The organism is Marivirga sp. (assembly GCF_051117495.1).
Classification (GTDB): Bacteria; Bacteroidota; Bacteroidia; order Cytophagales; family Cyclobacteriaceae; genus Marivirga.
Genome location: NZ_JBNPEF010000004.1, coordinates 79,316 through 99,362, shown reverse-complemented (window position 1 = coordinate 99,362; position 20,047 = coordinate 79,316). Strand labels below are relative to the sequence as shown.

At 35.2% G+C, this 20,047-nt stretch carries 17 protein-coding genes; 16 read left to right on the top strand and 1 reads right to left on the bottom strand.

Features of this window, described 5'->3' with window-relative positions; genetic code table 11:
* Positions 1 to 11 precede the first annotated feature (11 nt).
* Positions 12 to 2,057, top strand: coding sequence for an OmpA family protein (locus tag ACFE0M_RS01550; protein ID WP_434543982.1), 2,046 nt, complete (start codon positions 12 to 14; stop codon positions 2,055 to 2,057).
* A gap of 458 nt (positions 2,058 to 2,515) precedes the next feature.
* Here the strand turns inward: ACFE0M_RS01550 and ACFE0M_RS01545 are convergent, their stop codons facing one another.
* Complete coding sequence (locus tag ACFE0M_RS01545; protein ID WP_434543981.1) at positions 2,516 to 3,547, bottom strand: T9SS type A sorting domain-containing protein; 1,032 nt, start codon at positions 3,545 to 3,547, stop codon at positions 2,516 to 2,518.
* A gap of 282 nt (positions 3,548 to 3,829) precedes the next feature.
* Between ACFE0M_RS01545 and ACFE0M_RS01540 the strand changes: the two genes are divergently transcribed.
* From ACFE0M_RS01540 to ruvA, 15 genes are all read left to right on the top strand, one after another.
* Positions 3,830 to 4,615 (top strand): enoyl-CoA hydratase/isomerase family protein, encoded by a 786-nt coding sequence (locus ACFE0M_RS01540; RefSeq protein WP_434543980.1) that lies wholly within the window; start codon positions 3,830 to 3,832, stop codon positions 4,613 to 4,615.
* A gap of 191 nt (positions 4,616 to 4,806) precedes the next feature.
* Positions 4,807 to 6,285, top strand: coding sequence for a lipopolysaccharide biosynthesis protein (locus ACFE0M_RS01535; protein ID WP_434543978.1), 1,479 nt, complete (start codon positions 4,807 to 4,809; stop codon positions 6,283 to 6,285).
* A 26-nt stretch (positions 6,286 to 6,311) separates the two neighbouring features.
* Positions 6,312 to 6,743 carry a dUTP diphosphatase gene (gene dut / locus ACFE0M_RS01530; RefSeq protein ID WP_434544370.1) on the top strand — a complete coding sequence of 144 codons (432 nt, stop codon included), beginning with the start codon at positions 6,312 to 6,314 and terminating at the stop codon, positions 6,741 to 6,743.
* Positions 6,744 to 7,206: 463 nt separating this feature from the next.
* On the top strand, positions 7,207 to 8,217 hold the full coding sequence (locus ACFE0M_RS01525; RefSeq protein ID WP_434543977.1) for a sugar phosphate nucleotidyltransferase: 1,011 nt from the start codon (positions 7,207 to 7,209) through the stop codon (positions 8,215 to 8,217).
* The gene (locus tag ACFE0M_RS01520) at positions 8,210 to 9,988 is read left to right on the top strand and encodes a tetratricopeptide repeat protein (RefSeq protein ID WP_434543976.1); all 1,779 of its coding nucleotides are present in this window, start codon (positions 8,210 to 8,212) and stop codon (positions 9,986 to 9,988) included. Before ACFE0M_RS01525 ends, ACFE0M_RS01520 begins: the two co-directional genes overlap by 8 nt.
* The gene (locus tag ACFE0M_RS01515; RefSeq protein ID WP_434543975.1) at positions 9,972 to 10,712 is read left to right on the top strand and encodes a DUF4292 domain-containing protein; all 741 of its coding nucleotides are present in this window, start codon (positions 9,972 to 9,974) and stop codon (positions 10,710 to 10,712) included. Before ACFE0M_RS01520 ends, ACFE0M_RS01515 begins: the two co-directional genes overlap by 17 nt.
* Entirely contained in the window at positions 10,702 to 11,907 is a 1,206-nt protein-coding gene (locus ACFE0M_RS01510; RefSeq protein ID WP_434543974.1) for a murein hydrolase activator EnvC family protein, read from the top strand. The genes ACFE0M_RS01515 and ACFE0M_RS01510 overlap by 11 nt, the downstream gene beginning before the upstream one ends.
* 65 nt (positions 11,908 to 11,972) lie before the next feature.
* On the top strand, positions 11,973 to 12,272 hold the full coding sequence (locus ACFE0M_RS01505; RefSeq protein WP_434543973.1) for a type II toxin-antitoxin system HigB family toxin: 300 nt from the start codon (positions 11,973 to 11,975) through the stop codon (positions 12,270 to 12,272).
* 2 nt (positions 12,273 to 12,274) lie between these two features.
* Entirely contained in the window at positions 12,275 to 12,625 is a 351-nt protein-coding gene (locus ACFE0M_RS01500) for a helix-turn-helix domain-containing protein (protein WP_434543972.1), read from the top strand.
* Positions 12,626 to 12,770: 145 nt separating this feature from the next.
* Positions 12,771 to 13,013 carry a Sec-independent protein translocase subunit TatA/TatB gene (locus tag ACFE0M_RS01495; RefSeq protein ID WP_013455447.1) on the top strand — a complete coding sequence of 81 codons (243 nt, stop codon included), beginning with the start codon at positions 12,771 to 12,773 and terminating at the stop codon, positions 13,011 to 13,013.
* 2 nt (positions 13,014 to 13,015) lie between these two features.
* Positions 13,016 to 14,440, top strand: coding sequence for an Asp-tRNA(Asn)/Glu-tRNA(Gln) amidotransferase subunit GatA (gene gatA / locus ACFE0M_RS01490; RefSeq protein WP_434543971.1), 1,425 nt, complete (start codon positions 13,016 to 13,018; stop codon positions 14,438 to 14,440).
* Between the two features lie 20 nt (positions 14,441 to 14,460).
* On the top strand, positions 14,461 to 15,933 hold the full coding sequence (locus ACFE0M_RS01485; RefSeq protein ID WP_434543970.1) for a LysM peptidoglycan-binding domain-containing protein: 1,473 nt from the start codon (positions 14,461 to 14,463) through the stop codon (positions 15,931 to 15,933).
* A gap of 10 nt (positions 15,934 to 15,943) precedes the next feature.
* Positions 15,944 to 17,050, top strand: a complete 1,107-nt coding sequence (locus ACFE0M_RS01480) for a DUF4837 family protein (protein ID WP_434543969.1) — start codon at positions 15,944 to 15,946, stop codon at positions 17,048 to 17,050.
* A 119-nt stretch (positions 17,051 to 17,169) separates the two neighbouring features.
* Positions 17,170 to 19,449 carry an NADP-dependent malic enzyme gene (locus ACFE0M_RS01475; RefSeq protein WP_434543968.1) on the top strand — a complete coding sequence of 760 codons (2,280 nt, stop codon included), beginning with the start codon at positions 17,170 to 17,172 and terminating at the stop codon, positions 19,447 to 19,449.
* Positions 19,446 to 20,039: a Holliday junction branch migration protein RuvA gene (ruvA, locus tag ACFE0M_RS01470; RefSeq protein ID WP_434543967.1), complete on the top strand. Its 594-nt coding sequence runs from the start codon at positions 19,446 to 19,448 to the stop codon at positions 20,037 to 20,039. Before ACFE0M_RS01475 ends, ruvA begins: the two co-directional genes overlap by 4 nt.
* Positions 20,040 to 20,047: the final 8 nt, after the last annotated feature.

The window sequence follows — 20,047 nt, the reverse complement described above, 5'->3', positions numbered from 1 at the left end:
GGGATCAATTTTTGAAGAATACTGCTCAAATATTAATTTTTATAACTTTCTTATTTTTGAATGCATGTTCTGTTTATAAAAAAGCAGAGAAGAAATTTGAGAAAGGAGAATTTAATTCTGCTATTAATTTATATAAACAGGCAGTAAAGAAAAATGATAATGCAGCACAAGCATTATTTAAAACAGCCGAATCCTACAGGTTGTCCAACAGATTGGAAATTTCAGCCCCATTCTATGAAGCCGCCATTGATTCAGGCTATAGAGAAGATGAAGTATTTTATAATTATGCACTGGCATTAAAATCAAATTCGTCCTATAAAGAAGCCAAAGAGGTACTGGAGAATTATTTGCCCAATGCCAATAATCCCGAAATTAAGAGATTAGCAGAATTTCAGTTGAAAAATCTTTACAATATTGATGAAATCCTTGAAGATCAAACCTTTTATACGGTAAAAAATCTGGATGAAATTAATACTCCTGCTGCCGAATATGCTCCTTTTTTTCATGATGATGAGCTATACTTTACCTCTACCCGTGATGAAGGTGGCAGAATTTATAAAGCCACAGGTGATAATTTTTCAGACATTTACAAAGTAAAATCAAAGGGAGCTAATGTAGACACTACTACAATCGAGAAATTACCTCCAATTATAAATTGGACTGATGCAAATGAGGGTTCTGTAGCTATAGATTCTCGTGGAAGAACCATGGTTTTTGCTAGAGGCAACACTGGGAAAAGAAAAGGTTTGAATGACGTTAATCTATATATTACTCGTTATAGAAATGGTAAGTGGTCAGAGCCAGAATTAATGAGGATAAACGATCCAGAAGCTTGGAATTCTACACCCGCTTTTAGTGAAGACGGTAGGACATTGTACTTTTCCTCCACCCGAGAAGGTGGATTTGGAGGCGTTGATTTGTATTCTGCTACCGTAAACAGCAGAGGGCAATGGGGTAATGTTAGGAACTTGGGAGATAAAATCAATACGCCAGAAGATGAAATGTTTCCCTCTACCTCTCAAGATGGTAAATTGTATTTTTCTTCTAATGGGCATCCGGGTTTAGGGAAATTAGATATTTTCGTTGCGGAAAGAAAAGGAGGAGATATTACAATTTCTCATTTGGGGAAACCAATGAATTCAAATAAAGATGATTTTGCGGTTTTTATGTATTCACCTGACAGGGGATTCTTTTCAAGTGACCGACCTGGGGGAGAGGGCAGAGATGATATTTATACTTTCAAAAATGAAGACCCTAACCTTAAAATTGTCAACTATTTCCTTGAAGGTGTAACCACCACCCATAATTCAAATGATGAAGAAGTAATTCTGCCTGGAGTAAGCGTCAGGATTTTTTCACAGGACAGTATTTTACTTGGAGAAATACTAACTGGACAAGACGGTAAATTCAACTTTAGGGTATCTGAAGAAGAGGAGTATTTCATAATTGCAGAAAGGGATAATTATTTTACTACCAGAAAAACCTTTTCTACGGTTGGGAAAACATTGGATAAAAGCCAATTGAATTCATTAATCACCAATAAAGTGTTCGAAACAGAAATTTTATTGGAAGAGATTATTCTTGATAAAGCATTTGAGCTAGAAAATATCTATTATGATTTCGATTCCGCAAATATTCGTGCAGACGCGGCTATTGAATTGGATCAATTAGTGACGATTTTAAAAGATAATCCTCCTATTAAAATAGAGTTAAGTTCTCATACGGATGCCAGAGGAGAGGCGGCATATAACCAAGACTTATCAAGAAGAAGGGCGGAATCTGCTGTGGCTTATATTATTTCTCAGGGTATTGATCCTTCCAGAATTAAGGCTAGGGGTTATGGTGAAAGTCAGTTAATCATTGAAGATGCCCAAACGGAAGAAGAACATGAAACCAACCGTAGAACTGAATTCAAAGTAACCGAATACGATAAAGAAATAGCCAGAAGAATAAGAGAACAAGAAGAAGCGCAGTTCAAAAAAGGAACAGTAGAAGTCGAGATTAAAGATGAGAAAGAAGTTCCAGAAGCCTCTACGGATGAGTTTGATTTTAATTAATTCTCATGTGTTGAAGTGATAAGATTTGTAAGTTTATAAGTATTGCGTTCTGAAAAATCTATTTTAGTGATTTAAACTGATTTTATTTAAATTATAGGTATATTTTCTTGGGTTATAAAATTTTAGCTTTTATCATGAATTGATGTGCTTTATTTTTTGGTCTTTGAACTCATTTAGGACGAGTTAGTCAGAATCTATAATACATAAATACCTCTAGACTTCCACACCTTAATACTTGAAACAAAAAAGCCCCACATTGCTGCGAGGCTTCCCCTATTGTTGCATGATGATGAATTTTCTTTGTCTTAATTATCATTCGAAGATAGATCAATTTCAAATTAAAATACAAAATTTAATCTGTGCGCCCATTCCTCCTTTGGGGGGTAGAGGGCTTAGGCTAGGCTTATTCTGGTTCAAGCGTCTCGCTTGGATCATCTAAAAAATACTATACGCTTCTCTTATTGGACTATGACCCTAATATTCTCCTGCAAACCATTATGATTCACTTTCAAAATATACATACCAGATTTTAATTTCTGATTAATATGTAAAGAACCATCAGTATTAAAATTTCTAAATTCCTGCACTTTAACACCAGATAAGTCAAATAAACCTACATAAGCCAAATCCTCTCTAAATTCGCTCGGTACTTGTATTTTCAATTTAGAAGCATCTTTCACTGGATTGGGCGAAACCGCTAGTTTCCCCTCAAAACCAACTTCTACTTTTACAACAGGAGAGTATTCAAAAGTTGCATCAATATCCACTGCTTTTAATCTATAATAGATGACTCCAAAAGGAGCATTCCTGTCTGTAAAGTTATAATTTACATCGGAATTACTTTCTCCTAACCCTTGAACAAAGCCAATTGGCTCCCAGTTATTCTGGTCAACAGAACGCTCAATTTCAAAGTGAGAAAAGTTTTCTTCTTTGGCGGTTACCCAATCTAAATTAATGTTTTGATTTGATTTTGAGGCTATGAAAGATTTTAGTTCGATAGGAAGGGCTCCATCTTTATTTACTGTTGTTGGCCTAGGTGTATCGTCAGCATCGTCAATATCAGATCCTTTAAATTTTGTTTCTCCTATGTTTATTTGGTCATTATTTGGGCATTCAGTTTCATTACCAGCATCATCAATGCAAGCTAAATTAGCACCTTCTTCTAATATTAGCTGTGAATTCTCTGTTAAGTCAAGTTTACCATTGTTGAAATATAAATTTGATCTTACTCTAAAAGTAATATCAACTCCAATTTGCCAATTGGATGCAATAGTTAAATCATTTCCGTCAGTTATTATGATCTCATCCCCAGCTACAAAAGTAATATCTCTTGGATTTATATCACATGCTCCACCATTTAAAGAAAATCTGGCATCAGTCTGCCCAGCATTATTTCCTACTTCTCCAGAATTGCAGGTTTCGTATGTTGCTGCTTCCAAATAGTTAAATAAAACAATGAAAATTAAAATAATGAGTAAAATCTTTTTCATAATCATAAAATTATATATGCAAATATACGGGATTCACCTATAAGTATATGAAAATCAATTAGGGAAAAGCGTATTTTTCTTACATGATACACCTAATTTACGACCACTTCATATTTTTTGGATGTTAAGCATTTATGTTTTCCGTTGAACCATCGATTTCTCTCGATTAAACCTTTTAAAATCTAATTATACCAATCTTCAAATTATCATTAAAGTAAATAGCCCTTTGTGATTGGGTCTGCATGCGCTATATTTGCAGACTAATAAAACTATAATTCATTTATGGCTGATTTTGAAAACCTACAACTGGCTAATGATAAGGGTGTACTAACCATCACCATCAACAGAGCCGAAAAACTAAATGCCTTAAATATCGCCACTATAGAAGAATTGCGTGAAGCTTTCCAAGATATTTATGATAATAATGAAGTAAAATCTGTCATTTTAACTGGAGCTGGTGAAAAAGCTTTTGTGGCGGGTGCTGATATTTCTGAAATATCAGAATTGAATGAAATGAATGGCAGAAAATTCTCTGAAAACGGTCAGGAAGTTTTTGAAATGATAGAAAAATGTCACAAACCTGTCTTGGCGGCTGTCAATGGCTTCGCTCTGGGCGGAGGTTGTGAGCTTGCAATGGCTTGTCATATGCGTATTGCAACTCCTAATGCTAAATTTGGTCAGCCAGAGGTAAATCTTGGGATCATACCAGGTTATGGAGGTACGCAGAGATTAACGCAATTAATCGGTAAAGGAAAAGCATTAGAGTTAATGATGACAGCTGATTTCATAGGTGCAGAAGAGGCTAAAAGTTTAGGTTTAGTGAACCATATAGCAGAAAATCAGGAGGAATTGATGACTTTGGCCAACGCTATTTTGAGTAAAATCAACAGTAAAGCACCTTTAGCCATTGGCATGGTGATAGATAGCGTAAATGCATATTATACAGGCGAAGAAAATGGTTATCAAACAGAAGCCAATAGCTTTGCCGCTTGTTGCAAATCCGAAGATTTCAAAGAAGGTACAAAAGCCTTTTTAGAGAAAAGAGCAGCGGAATTTAAAGGAGAGTAGATTTAATTAATAATTAATAATTTTTTAATTAATAATTATAAAGATATGGTAAATAGGGAGTTTAATTATCGTTTTGGTAGTCATCTCCCTATTTTTAATCTCTGTCTCTCAACTTCCTACTTCCATCTTCTATCTTCCAACTTTAAACTCTCAACTTCCTTCTTCCAACACCCAACTTCCAACCTCTACCCATGAATCCACTGAAAAAATTAGCATCTGAAGCCGGGTTATATGGATTGCCTAGTATTCTAGGCAGGGTTTTGAATTATTTGTTGGTGCCCTTGCATACGGCAGTTTTTGTCACAGAGCAATTTGGAAGTATAGGCAAATTATATGCTTATGCAGCTTTCCTAAATATTATTTATACCTACGGAATGGAAACTGCTTATTTCCGTTTTACGACTAAAGAAAATTCGGAAAGCTATTATTCACAAGCATTTACGGCTATATTATTTACTTCCGTTCTCTTTAGTGGAGCCATCTTCTTATTCGCGGAGCAAATCATTCAATTTCTTGAATTATCTGTTGAAACATACATTGTCCGTTATCTGGCAGTCATCTTTTTTGTGGATGCGATAGTCGCTATTCCATTGGCAAAACTTCGATTAGCTCATAAAGCCAAAAAGTTTGCTTTCACTAGGTTAAGTAGCATCGCCCTCAATATATTATTTAATTTATTGTTTTTGATGTTCTTTCCTTTTCTAGCGAAATTAGGAATCATTGAATGGGAGTCTCAAAAACCTTATGATATAGGCTATGTATTTCTTGCAAATTTATTAGCTAACATATCAATGGTTGTGATTTTATATAAAGAAATTTTCTTAACCCGATTACAATTCAATTGGGCTAAGACCAAGAAAATGCTGGTTTATGCATTTCCTATCTTGCTGATGGGCGTAGCAGGAATAGCAGTTGATCAATTGGATAAAGTTATTTTTGAATATTTATTGCCCGAGAATTTCTATGTCGGTAAAACTTCTAAAGCAGCTTTAGGCATATATGTGGCCACCTTCAAATTAAGTATTTTTATGGCTTTGGCTATTCAAGCTTTCCGTTATGCTGGTGAACCATTTTTTTTCAGTCAAGCAGAAGATAAAGAAGCACCTGAGCTATTTGCCAAAGTGCTCTATTATTTTGTGACTCTATGTTTATTATTATGGGTAGGGGTAAGCCTCAATGCGGATTTAATCGGAAGAATTTTTTTAAGTGATGAAGCTTACAGAGAAGCATTATTTTTGGTGCCTGTTTTATTGTTAGGGAAATTATTCTTCGGAGTTTATATCAACCTCAGTATATGGTTTAAAATAACCGATAAAACCTATTATGGGGTTTATATCAGTTTAGTAGGTGGCGGAGTGGCTTTACTTGGGAATATTTTGTTGATTCCGGTTTTAGGCTATACCGGTGCGGCTTTAACCTCAGTTTTAGCTTATTTTAGTATGATGGTTTATTGCTATTTTGCTGGGCAAAAATATTTTTATATCCCGTATCCCGTAAAGAAAATATTTATAAATGTATTGTTGGCAGGAGCATTAATTACTTTGTTTTTTTACTTTAAACCAACATCAATAATTTGGAATTATACTTTGGGAATCATAATTAGCTTGCTTTATGCGGCTGCAATGTTTTTTTATGAACGCAAAAGGATTTTTTCCAAAAAATTAAAATGATACTTTTGAGTTAAGAAAAATAAATGATGCAAGTAAAAGTTATTAATAAATCAACTCATGAATTACCGGCTTATCAAACGCAAAGTGCAGCTGGTTTGGATTTAAGAGCTCATTTGAATGAGTCTATCACTTTAAAACCTATGGAGCGGATATTAGTGCCCACAGGTTTGTTCATGGAACTACCGGAGGGTTATGAGGCACAGATTCGTCCTAGAAGTGGTTTGGCATTCAAGCATGGCATTACGGTTTTGAATAGTCCTGGCACAATTGATGCAGATTACAGAGGGGAAATTAAAATATTGCTAGTGAATTTATCCGATGAATCCTTTTTAATTGAGTCAGGTGAAAGAGTTGCTCAAATGGTCATTGCCAAGCATGAGCAGATTAATTGGGAGTTGGTGGAAAGTTTGGAAGATTCTGAAAGAAGTGCTGGTGGATTTGGGAGTACGGGGAAATAGACAAAAATCTTTAATTTACCAATACTATCAAAGTAAGGAAACATGCTTAAATAGTTTTCGCTAAAGCAAAAACCCTTTGTTTTCCCTGCCTGCGGCAGGCAGGTTTTGTTCCTTTTGTGGTTAAAAAAGAATGTTTGTTAGTATTAATTGACGTTAGCAAATTTTCACCACAAAAGAGACAAGAGAACACAAAGAAAAATAACTAAGGTTATTTTTAGGGTTATAGCAAGCTATGTTGCTTCAAAGTTTATTGTTTAATAGTATTGCTTTGGTAGTTCGGGGGCTTTAAGAGAGCAAAAAGGACAGAAGGAAGTTTTTGAAGTAATAATTAGTTGAAACAATAATTTTACTAATTTTAAAATTAACATAGATTCAAATTTAAAACTAATGCCTATCTGTGAATATTCCCAGCCAACCAGCTAGGGGGCTGGGGCTTGGGTTGAGCATTTAAAATATATAAATCATGAACATTATTATTCCAATGGCGGGCATGGGAAAACGCATGCGCCCACATACATTAACAGTACCGAAACCCTTAGTGCCCATTGCTGGAAAACCTATAGTACAGCGATTGGTGGAGGATATTGCAAAAGTTTGCGGAAGCGAAGTGGATAAAATCGGATTTATCATAAAATCATCCTTTGGGAAAGAAATTGAAAATAGTTTATTAAAAATAGCCGAATCAGTAGGGGCAAAAGGATCTATTCACTATCAGGAAGAAGCTTTAGGAACTGCGCATGCCATTATGTGCGCCAAAGATTTATTGGAGGGCAATACAGTAGTGGCCTTTGCTGATACGTTATTTAAAGCAGATTTCAAATTGGATACTTCTGAGGAAGGCATCATTTGGACGCAAAAAGTGGATGACCCTTCTGCATTTGGCGTAGTGAAAGTAAATGATGATAATATCATTACCGATTTCATCGAGAAACCTAAAACTCCGGTTTCCAATTTAGCCATTATTGGAATATATTATTTCCAAAAAGGAGAGGATTTACGTAAGGAGTTGCAATATCTGCTGGATAATGATATTAAAGATGCGGGAGGTGAATTCCAAATCACGGTGGCATTAGAGAATATGAAAGACAAAGGCGTGAAATTACGTCCGGGTACTGTTACGGAATGGTTGGATTGTGGTAATAAAGATGCTACTGTTTATACCAATCAGCGATATTTGGAGTTTATTAAAAATGAAGAATTAATTAGCCCTTCTGCAAATGTGGAGAATTCAGTAATCATTCCTCCAGTTTATTTAGGAGAGAATGTAATTATTAAAAACTCTGTGATAGGGCCACACGTTTCCATCGGAGATAATACCGAGGTTAGCGAAAGTAGAATAGCCAATAGCATCATCCAGACTAATTCATACATATCTGAAGCACAAATTAAAAACAGTATGCTAGGGAATTTTGTACAATATGAAGGTGCGGCTAAAGATTTAAGTATAGGGGATTATAATAAAGTGGTTGAATAATAAAATTGTGGGTTTAAAAGTAGGGTATAGTATTAGCGTTTTATCATTAATCTTTTTGTTGATGGGTATGGGTTTTGTTGCTGAAGCACAAATTCCTGAACCCCCTCAACAAGAAGAAGTATTGCCTGATGCCGATCCTTTAAAAGTAGATCGCTTTAATGTTGAATTCCTGATAGTCGAAGGGATGCATTATTTGGCTATAGATAATCCTTCAAAAGCACTGGATAGCTTTATGAAAGCGCACCAAATTATGCCTGATAATCCAGCCTTAAATTACCAGATTTCCAAAATCCTTAAGGAGAGTGAAGATACGGACCAGGCACTTTTTTACATCTCTAAAGCAACTGATAAAGAAAGCAATAATTATTATTATCAGGTATTAAAAGCCGAAATTCATACTGATTTAGGTGATTTGTCCAGTGCCATAGATACTTATGAGGAAATATATGAGCTTAATGAAGAGGCGCCTGATGATTATTTATTGGAACTAGCGGCCCTGTATCTGTATAATGGAAATCCCAATATGGCTTTAAAAACTTATAACAGGATTGAGCAGCGTTTAGGGGTTTTGGAGGAAGTAAGTACGCAAAAGCAAAAAATTTATTTAAAACAGAATAAATTAAAAGAAGCGATAGCTGAGGGGAAAAGATTAGTGGAGGCCTATCCAAAAGTTGGTGATTATGCAGTTTCGGTTTCGCAAATATTGGTTTCCAATGATAAAAAGTCAGAGGCGATTGAGTATTTGCAAGAATATTTGCTTGAACATCCTAATCAGGCAGTAGCTGAAATGGAATTGGCTAAATTATACAGACAAACTAATGAAATAGATTTAGCATTAAAGTACTTCGATAAGGCATTTAGTTCGGAAGAAATTACTTTGGAAGATAAGCTCAATAATTTTGTTGCCCTTATTCAAAAGTTTTCAAAGGGTGAAAATATATCAGAGCTTAAAAAATTGGGAAACAATATCTTAAATGTTCACTCCAATGATGCCAATGCCTATGCTGCTAATGGTGATTTATACTTTGCCTTAAATGAGAAGGACAGTGCCCAATTTTTTTATGAAAAGGCTGTGAAAATCAATGGCAATAACCTCCAGCTTTGGCAAAACCTGCTTTCATTGGAAATGGAGAACAAAAATTATCAAAATGTAATTGAATATGCTGATGAAGCCATTTCTTATTTTCCCAATCAGCCTGTTTTGTATTTGTATAGTGGCTCCGCTCATTTTTCATTGAAAGATTTCAAGAATGCCATCATGATGTGGGAGCAAGGAAAATCCATAGTATATGGTAATGATAGGATGAAAAGCAGTTTTGCAGCTCAATTAGCAGATGCCTATCATGCTGATAAACAATACGAAAAGGCATTTGCAACATATGAGGAAGCCATCAAAGCAAATCCAAATAATTATTTTGCTATTAATAATTATACTTATTATCTGTCCTTAAAAAAGAAAAATTTAGAGAGGGCCAAAGAGCTTTCTACCAGGATGGTAAAAGCCAATCCTGATAATGCCACTTTTTTGGATACTCATGGTTGGGTGCTTTTCCAGAAAGAAGAATATCAAGAAGCCTTAAAATTTTTGGAAAAAGCGGCTGAAAATCAAAATTCTGCCACTATAATTGAACATTATGCCGATGCTTTATTTAAGGTAGGCCAAAAAGAAAAGGCATTGGAACAATGGAAGAAAGCCAAATCTTTAGGTGGGGCTTCTGATTTAATTGATAAAAAAATTGCTGACAAAAAATATTATGATGCGTCTATTTAGTGTACTGATCTGCTCTGCAGTTTTAATTTTCTCCTCTTGTGGAAAAAAGCTTTTGCCTACATCCTCAGTGGAAGAAGAATATGCCCTTGAGAGATTTGATTTTGATTATTTACAAGCGAAATCAAAAATCAGATTTAGCTCACCGGATAGAAACTTAAGCTCAAGTGCTAGTATCCGAATGAAGAAGGACAGTATTATTTGGATTTCAGTTTCTCCAGTTTTTGGAATAGAGGCGGCAAGGGGATTCATTAGCCAAGACACCATTGTTTTTATGGATAGGGTCAATAAGGATGTATATCGCTATAATTATCAAAGTTTAAGTAATGCACTTAATTTTGATATTGACTTTGAAATGATTCAGTCCATTATTTTAGGTAACCAAGTTTTTGATTTTAAAGGAGATGATAATTTTTCCAAGCGTGGAGGGGAATTGAAAATTGATCAAAAAAGAGGTAGGTTTGAATTGGAAACCCGCGCATCTTCCAAGAACAGAAAGGTGGAAAACGTGAAAGTTCGAGAGATTCCTGACGGAAGTAAAATGGAAATTATATTTTCCGAATTTAATATAGTGGCAGATCAAGCATTTCCATTTAATACTAATGTTGAAATTATCGCCAAAGGAACGGAAGAATCGACACAAGTTGAAATTAACCATTCAAAAGTGGAAGTAAGTAATAGCCCAATTTCCTTCCCTTTTAGCGTGCCAGGTAAATATGAAAATTAATTTTTTCCATATAGTCCTATTTGTTTTTCTCTTTTTTTGTGGCAATACAGCCTTTGCTCAAAAATCAAGGGAGGAGCTTGAAAAGGAAAAGAAGGAGAACCTGGAAAAAATCAGTCAGGCTGAAAAAATATTAAGTCAGACCACATCTAAAAAAAGAGCTACTATTGGACAGCTAAATGCTTTGAATTATAAAATTGAAGCACAGCAGTCCCTCACAAATTCAATATCCAATGAGCTTAATCTATTAAATCAAAAACTGAATGAAATCGGTAGTATCATTAACTCTATGGAATCCGACTTAGAGAAAATGAAAGCGGAATATGCTAGTATGTTGTATGCTACTCAGAAAAGCAATCAATCCTTAAGTAAGCTAGCTTATGTTTTTGCCTCATCATCTTTTTATGAAATGTTCATGCGCCTCAAATACATGGAATATTATGGTAAAATGCGGAGGCAGCAAGCCGCACAGATTGAAATGATCAAAGACTTATTAATTAGCCAGAAGGAAAGTGTGGAAGAAGTAAGATTAGAAAAAAGCACTTTATTGCAAGAACAGATATTCAGAAACAGAGAACTTAACAAATTAAAACAACAACAGAGCGATTTGGTAGCGGAGTTGAATAAAAGAGAAAAGCAGGTCAAGAATGAGATAGAAGATCGGAAGAAAGCAGTTGAAAATCTTGAGAAAATCATAGCAGATTTAATCAAGAAAGAAATTGAAAAAAGTTCTAAAGGAGCATCTTCTACTAAATTTGCCTTAACACCAGAAGCCAAAGAATTGTCCGATTCTTTTGCAGGCAATAGAAATAAGCTCTTTTGGCCAGTCAACTCTGGTTTTATTTCCCAAAAATTTGGTACGCATCCGCATCCTGTTTATAAAAATATTCAGATTAATAATGATGGTATAGATATTCAAACCAACGAAAATGAAGAAATAAGAGCAGTTTTTGATGGAGAAGTAAGAAATGTAGCCTTTATTCCAGGCATGAACAATGTAGTGATGGTGCAACATGGTGAATATTTCACGGTTTATGCTAAACTGAAGGACGTAAAAGTAACTAAAGGTGAAAAGGTGGACGCTAAACAGTCTTTAGGTACGGTTTATACAAATAGTGACGGCACATCGGAAATCCAATTTCAAGTATGGAAAAACAACCAGAAACTAAACCCAGAGCAATGGTTGTTTAAGAAGTGATGGAAAAAAATTCTCTCAAAGATATCCCAAATTGGGAATTATAAAATTCTTTTTTATGTTTGTATATGCGTGTTATAGCATTTAGGACATTAAGAGAATTTTTTGAAAGACCTGAATACGCTGATTCTGAAGTCGCATTAAGGTCCTGGTATCACGATGCTAAAATAGCTGAATGGAAAAACTCTAATGAACTAAAAGAACAGTATAAGAATGCAAGTATTATTGGAGATGGTCGTGTTGTTTTCAATATAAAAGGAAATGACTACCGACTAGTTGTAGCCATAGATTATGATTTTCAGGCAATATTCATACGATTTATAGGAACTCATAAGCAATACGACAGAATTGATGCTAAAACTATATGAAAATGGAAATTAGGCCGATTAAAACCGAAAATGATTATCAATCTGCTTTAAGTAGAATAGAAGAGCTCTGGGGTGCTAAGAAAGATACTCTAGAAGGGGATGAATTGGATTTATTAATTACTTTAGTGGAAGCCTATGAAATAAAGCATTATCCAATTGCTCCTCCCGACCCTATCGATGCAATAAAATTTAGAATGGAACAAATGGGCATGTCAAAATCTGACATGGTACAATATTTAGGAAGCCAAAGTAGAGTAAGTGAGATTTTAAATAGAAAAAGAGGCTTAACCCTAAATATGATAAAATCACTTTATAAAGGATTGAAAATACCACCAGAAATATTGTTAGCTTAAATAAAAAAGTTAAAATTCTTCATTTCCTGAACTATTCTCCCATTCTTTAGCTTTCTCAATAATAAGCCATCAATTTTTTGATGAGTGATTGCTTAGGCAGTTAAATATTAATTAACTTTACATTCACATTTATAATAATTGAGCAATGAACACAGTATTTGCATTTTTAGGAGGATTAGGAGGATGGGAAATCCTTTTGATCATGTTGGTGATTTTAATATTTTTTGGTGCTAAAAGAATTCCAGACCTTGCTAGAGGCTTAGGAAAAGGCATCAGGGAATTTAAAGATGCTACCACAGAGATTAAAGATAATATTGAAGACGGAGGCACTAAAAACACGACCTCTAAAACAGATAGTACTGAAAGTAGCAATACTAAAGACCAATAAAATTGGAGTCCTATCACAGTCTAAAACAACTTCGGCTTGACCTGAAGCAAGAAAAGTATTCCCTAAAATCAGTTGTTGAACATTATTTAAAGCAAATTGAGGAGCAAAAGCACCTTAATGTGTTTTTAGATGTATATGCAACTGAAGCTTTGGCCAAAGCAGATGAACTTCAAGAAAAGTTGGATTCAGGACAGCCTTTAGGGAAATTATTCGGACTAGTGATAGGCATTAAAGATGTATTGGTTCAAAAAGGCTATATAGTAAGATCTTCATCCAAGATCTTGGAAGGTTTTGAATCGCAATTTACAGGAACGGCAGTTCAAAGATTAATTGATGAAGACGCGATTATCATTGGAGCTCAAAATTGTGATGAATTTGCAATGGGTTCTTCCAATGAAAATTCGGCTTTTGGCCCAACCTTAAACGCAGCTGATAATTCCAGAGTGCCCGGTGGTTCTTCCGGAGCATCAGCAGTTTCAGTACAAGCTGGGCTTTGCATGGCATCATTAGGATCTGATACGGGCGGTTCTGTTAGGCAACCTGCTGCTTTTTGTGGGGTAGTGGGCATAAAACCCACATATTCAAGAGTTTCTCGCTACGGTTTAATTGCTTTTGCTTCTTCTTTTGACTGCATTGGTATTTTTTCCAATAATATTGAGGATAATGCTCGCATTTTGGAAGTAATAGCTGGGCATGATGATTATGACAGTACTGTTTCCAGAGAAGAAGTGCCCAATTATGCCGATCATCTTCAGATTAATAAGAAACTCAAGATTGCCTACCTGAAGGAAACCTTGGAAAATGAGGCGCTTCAATCTGAAATAAAGGAAGCTACTATAGCCAAATTAGATTGGTTGAAAAACGAAGGTCACCAAGTAGAAGAAGTTACTTTTCCACACTTAGAATACTTATTGCCCACTTATTACATATTAACTACTGCCGAGGCAAGTTCTAATTTATCCCGATTTGATGGAGTTAGATATGGTTTTAGAGCTCCGGAAGCCCACAATATGGAAATTATGTATAAGCTTTCCAGAACTCAAGGATTTGGAGAAGAGGTAAAGCGTAGGATTATGTTGGGTACTTTTGTGCTATCCGCCAGTTATTTTGATGCTTATTACACCAAAGCCCAAAAAGTAAGAAGAATTATAAGAGACGAAACTAGGGAAATGTTGGCAAAATATGATTTCATTGTCTTGCCCACTACTCCAAGCACGGCATTTCCTTTAGGGGCCAATAGAGATAATCCTGCTGAAATGTACTTGGAGGATGTTTTTACCGTTCAAGCTAATGTGAGTGGTGTACCAGCAATATCGATTCCAAATGGAGTAGATGCTCAAAATCTACCTATAGGCTTACAAATTATGACTGATGTATTCAAAGAAACTGAATTATATGCATTTGCTCAGTATTTGATGAAATCATAATCTTATTATAAATTAGTGTAATGGTTAAAAGAATAGGGCTTTTCGTTTTTTTTTGGTGCTTATCGCTGACTCCAATATTCAGCCAAGAAATCATTTATAATCTAGAAGAATTATTTCCGGATACGATTTCAATTTCCTTATCGGCCGATTCTAATGTTGTTTCCGAGGAAACTGAAAATAATCTCATTCAATTATCTCACCAATATGAATATGTTCCCGAATATGAACCGGAGATTGTAAAAGAAAGACTAACCCAAATTGAAAATGAAATACCATTAACCTATAATCCGGTGGTCAATTCATTTATCAATTATTTTACCGTAACCGATCGAGCGTACACTAAAAAAGTGGCTAAGCTACAGACTAAGTATTTCCCAATGATTGAGCGCTATTTGGAAAAATACGATTTACCTGATGAGTTGAAATATTTAGCTATAGTGGAATCAGGCTTAAACCCCAAGGCTAAATCTCCTGCTGGAGCCGTTGGTCTGTGGCAATTTATGCCCCTTACCGGAAGATTAGATTACGGACTTTCTGAGAATTGGTATTTAGATGAAAAAATGGATATGGAAAAGGCAACTGATGCTGCTTGCAGATATCTTACATTTCTTTACAAATACTTTTATAATGATTGGCAATTGGCATTGGCCGCCTACAACACAGGTCCTGGAAACGTAAGGAAAGCGATTAGAAGAAGCGGTTATAAAAAGAATTTTTGGGAGATCTATCCATATTTGTACAGAGAGACCAGATCTTACGTGCCTCAATTTATTGCCATTATGTATAGCATGAATTACCTGGAGGAGCATAATATCTTCATAGAGCAATACGAATATATGCCAGATTATGAAACTGTTTCTGTTTCAGGATTTTTGAATTTGTCGTTATTTGCAGAGCATTCAGGTATTTGTTTAGAAACATTAAATGATTTAAACCCTGAGCTAAAGCGAGGAGTAATTTCTGATCATCATAAAATGTATCCATTGCGTATTCCATCAAACCAAAAGGATTTTGTCGTTGAAAATTTAAATGAGATTATGCGTTTTGCTGGTCAAGGTAAAGAACATTTTGAGCGTTTGGCAAGAAATGAAGTTGGCAGCACCTACGGAAGACAAAAATTGAATTATAAGGTAAAGCCGGGAGACGTTTTAGGTAAAATTGCTCAAACCTACAATGTCAGGATTGCGGATTTACAGCAGTGGAATAACCTAAGGGGAACAATGATTAGAGTAGGGCAACCATTAAATATTTGGATTGCAGATGATTTTTATGATAATGTAAACAAACAACTTGCTTCTATAAGTCAAAATAATGTCGCCAATCGATCGGTAGCTTTAAAATCAGGAGAGTATAGAGTCCAAAATGGGGATACTTTGTGGGACATATCCAGAAAATTTGATGGACTTTCGGTAGAGAAGTTGAAAAAAATAAATAATTTGGAGGGAAATGGTATAAAACCGGGGCAGATCCTTAAAATTAGAGAAAATTCATAATTCTAAAGTCATGTTTAAAATCAATAAATTATATTACTTAGCTGTATTATTTTTAATTTCACTTTTCACTATTTCATGCGATGATGAAGGCAAAGGAGGGCAGGAAGATGATAGTTCAAAATCTACTTTGCAAAAAGCCAGGGGTGAATCTGGTGAGGTGATTTTAGTAATTCCACCTAGTTTATGGGAAAGTCAACTTGGTGATTTACTAAGAGAAATTTTTACATCTAATGTCAAGGTTTTACCTCAAGACGAAAAATTATATGATTTAAAACCAGTTGACCCAAGCAAATTCAACAGTGTTTTTAAAGCCTCTCAGAATTTAATGTTTGTAGCTACTTTGGATAACCAAAAGCCTGAAGGAAAATACATGAAAAGATATTTCACCGAGAATTCCTTAAATCAAATAGAGCAAAACCCTGATCTATTTTCTTTTAATCAGGAGGATGTTTATGCAAGAGGACAAGAGGTGCTTTACCTTTTTGGGAGGAATGAAAAAGAACTCATCAAAAATATAAAAGCTAATAAATCGGGCATCAAGGAATTTTTTAACGATAAAGAAGCGGAAAGATTAGTGTCAAGCTTCAAAAAAACGGCACAAAAAGGAATTATGAATTATATAGAAGATTCATTAAATCTTGAATTAATAATTCCAGTTGGCTTTGATATTGCTCAAAAAAGTGGTGATTTTATTTGGTTGAGGGAATTAGATACTAAAGAGGAATTTAATATTTGGTTGGTAAAGATGCCTTATACGGATGAATCGGTTTTTGATCCATCTAATATTAAATCATTAAGAAATTCTTTAGGGCAAAAATATATTACAGACAAAGATCTTCCTGACTTACATTTAACCAGTCAGGACGAGATGGACTTTGTAATCGACACTATTAATCTCAATAATAATTATGCTTTAAGAATTAAAGGACTATGGAAATATTCCGATAATTCAAGAGGAGGGGCATTTGTTAGCTATCTGTTTGCTAATGAAGAATCAGGTGATTTGTATTATTTAGAAGGTTACTTAGATGCTCCCGGAGAATCAAAGCGTGAACCTATGCGCAGGTTAAAGGCAATTTTAGGTACTGCTAAAGTTCCTGAGAGTATTAAAGACTGATTTAAGCTGTAATTTGTCATAGTCTTTCCTAAATTTACTTTAATATACATTTTTTTCATTAAGGAGAATTTGGTTATTCTCCTGTTTTACATAAGTCATTCATTTTCACATATATTATTATGCCTAAAAAAGTTCGCAGACAAGACGCATTAAATTATCATATGCAAGGCACGCCTGGAAAGATTGAAGTGGTGCCCACAAAAATGTTAAGCTCTCAATCGGATTTGGCATTAGCCTATTCACCTGGAGTGGCTGAACCTTGCAAAGAAATAGAAAAGGATAAAGAAAATGCTTATAAATATACCGCTAAAGGTAATTTAGTGGGCGTAGTTTCAAATGGAACAGCGGTTTTAGGCCTGGGGGATATTGGTCCCGATGCCTCAAAACCTGTTATGGAAGGTAAAGGGGTTTTATTTAAGAAATTTGCTGGTATAGATGTTTTTGATATTGAAATTCAAGAAAAGGATCCTAAAAAACTAATTCAAATAATAAAATCCCTTGAACCTACCTTTGGAGGCATCAATCTAGAAGACATTAAAGCACCTGAGTGTTTTGAAGTCGAAACTGCTTTAAAAGAGCAGATGAATATTCCGGTCATGCACGATGACCAACATGGTACGGCCATAATATCCAGTGCCGCACTTATTAATGCATTGGAATTGGTCGGAAAAAAAATTGAGGATGTTAAAATTGTTGTCATGGGTGCTGGTGCTGCGGCCATCTCATGTACCAAACTCTACCATTCTTTAGGGGCAAAAGTTGAAAACATTTATATGTTTGACCGAAAAGGTTTGTTGACTAAGGATAGGGATGACCTAAGTGATCAAGGTAAAGCCTTTGCCTCGGAAAATAAAGATATCCATGACCTAATGGATGCCATGAAAGGTGCTGATGTTTTTCTTGGGCTTTCTGCAGGAAATGTCATCAATAAAAAACATATAAAAGCAATGGCCGATAACCCTATCGTATTTGCTTTGGCTAATCCAGATCCTGAAATTCCTTATGCTGATGCAATGGCGGCCAGAAAAGATATCATCATGGCCACGGGAAGATCCGACCATCCTAATCAAGTAAATAATGTAATCGGTTTCCCATATATTTTTAGAGGAGCTCTAGATGTGAGGGCCACCGCCATAAATGAGGAAATGAAATTAGCGGCCGCTTATGCAATTGCTGAATTGGCCAAACAACCTGTTCCGGAATTAATTAACAAGGCCTACGATGATCAAAAAATTGTATTTGGAAGGGAATATTTAATCCCAAAACCGCTGGATCCTAGGTTAATTACAACCATTTCGCCTGCAGTGGCCAATGCTGCCATGAAATCAGGAGTGGCAAAGACGAATATTAGAGACTGGGCCCAATATGATGTTGAGCTTCAAAAAAGAATAGGGGTCGATCAAAAATTGATGAACCGTATCTTAACTAAAGCTAAGAAAGACCCTAAAAGAGTAGTTTTTGCGGAGGCTGATAATGCCAATATCCTCAAAGCAGTACAAATGGTGATTGATGAAGGAATTGCTCAAACGATTTTATTGGGTAACCGCAAAAAAATTGAAGCGCTTATTGAAACTCATCAATTGGATTTAGGAGGAGTCAATATCATTGATAATTTCCTTGATGATGAAAAGCGTCAAGAGTATGGGAAAGTGCTATATGACAAAAGAAAACGAAAAGGAGTTACGCAATATGAAGCTGTAAAATTAATGCGTGACCGAAATTATTTTGGTAGCATGATGGTGGAATTGGGCGAAGCGGATGCCATGATTTCCGGGCTGACAAAAGATTACCCTAAAACAATCCGTCCAGCTTTAGAAATTATTGGCTCCGAGGATGGTAAAAGAGTAGCAGGTATGTACATTTTATTAACTAAAAAGGGCACCTTCTTTTTCTCTGACACCACAGTGAATACTAATCCAACAGTTGATGAATTAGTGGAAATTATTGGATTGACAGCTAGAGGAGCGAAGGTATTTGGTTTTGAGCCTAGAATGGCCGTGCTTTCTTATTCTAATTTTGGAAGTAGCAAAGGTGAAATTCCTGAAAAAACAGCGAAGGCGAGGAAAATTGCTAAAGAAAAATGGCCTGATTTAATTATTGATGGTGATATTCAGGCCAATATTGCAGTAAATGAAGAATTGCTGAAGGAAACTTATCCATTTAGCGAACTTGCTGATAAAGGTGCCAATACATTTATTTTCCCGAGCTTGGCCTCAGGAAACATTGCTTATAAATTATTGATGGAATTAGGAAATGCAGAAGCCATAGGCCCTATTTTATTGGGCATGAATAAGCCAGTTCATATTCTTCAGTTGGGTAGTTCCATCCGAGAAATAGTTAATATGGTGGCTATTTCAGTTGTAGATGCACAAGACCACCAGAACCGATCTAACTTATGATTTCATTTTTAAAAGGACTTATAGTAGAATTAGAACCTACCCACCTAATCATTGAGGTGGGTGGAGTAGGTTATCATGTTAATATTCCGCTATCAGCTTACGATGCCTTAAAAAATCAAAAAGAAGCGAAAGTATTAACACATTTCCATGTTAAAGAAGATGCTCAAACTTTATATGGGTTTTATTTACCCGCAGAAAGAACAATGTTTTTAGATTTAATCGGAATTTCTGGAATTGGACCATCAACTGCAATTGGAATGCTTTCTGCCATGAATCCCAATGAAATTAAGTCTGCAATAGTGGCGGAGAACGTAAAGCAAATTCAATCCATTAAAGGAATAGGTGGCAAAACTGCTCAGAGAGTGATTTTAGAATTGAAAGATAAATATAAAAAAGAAGGATTAATTTCAGAATCCAGCCATTCTTCAGTGGTTTCGAACAATAGCTTAAGGAATGAAGCGTTATCTGCTTTGACGAATTTAGGGTTCGCTAAAAATTCTGCTGAAAAGGTTATTGATAAGATATTGCAAGCTAATGAGGAAAATATTACTTTAGAGCAATTAATTAAGCAAGCCTTAAAATCAGCCTAAACTAAATT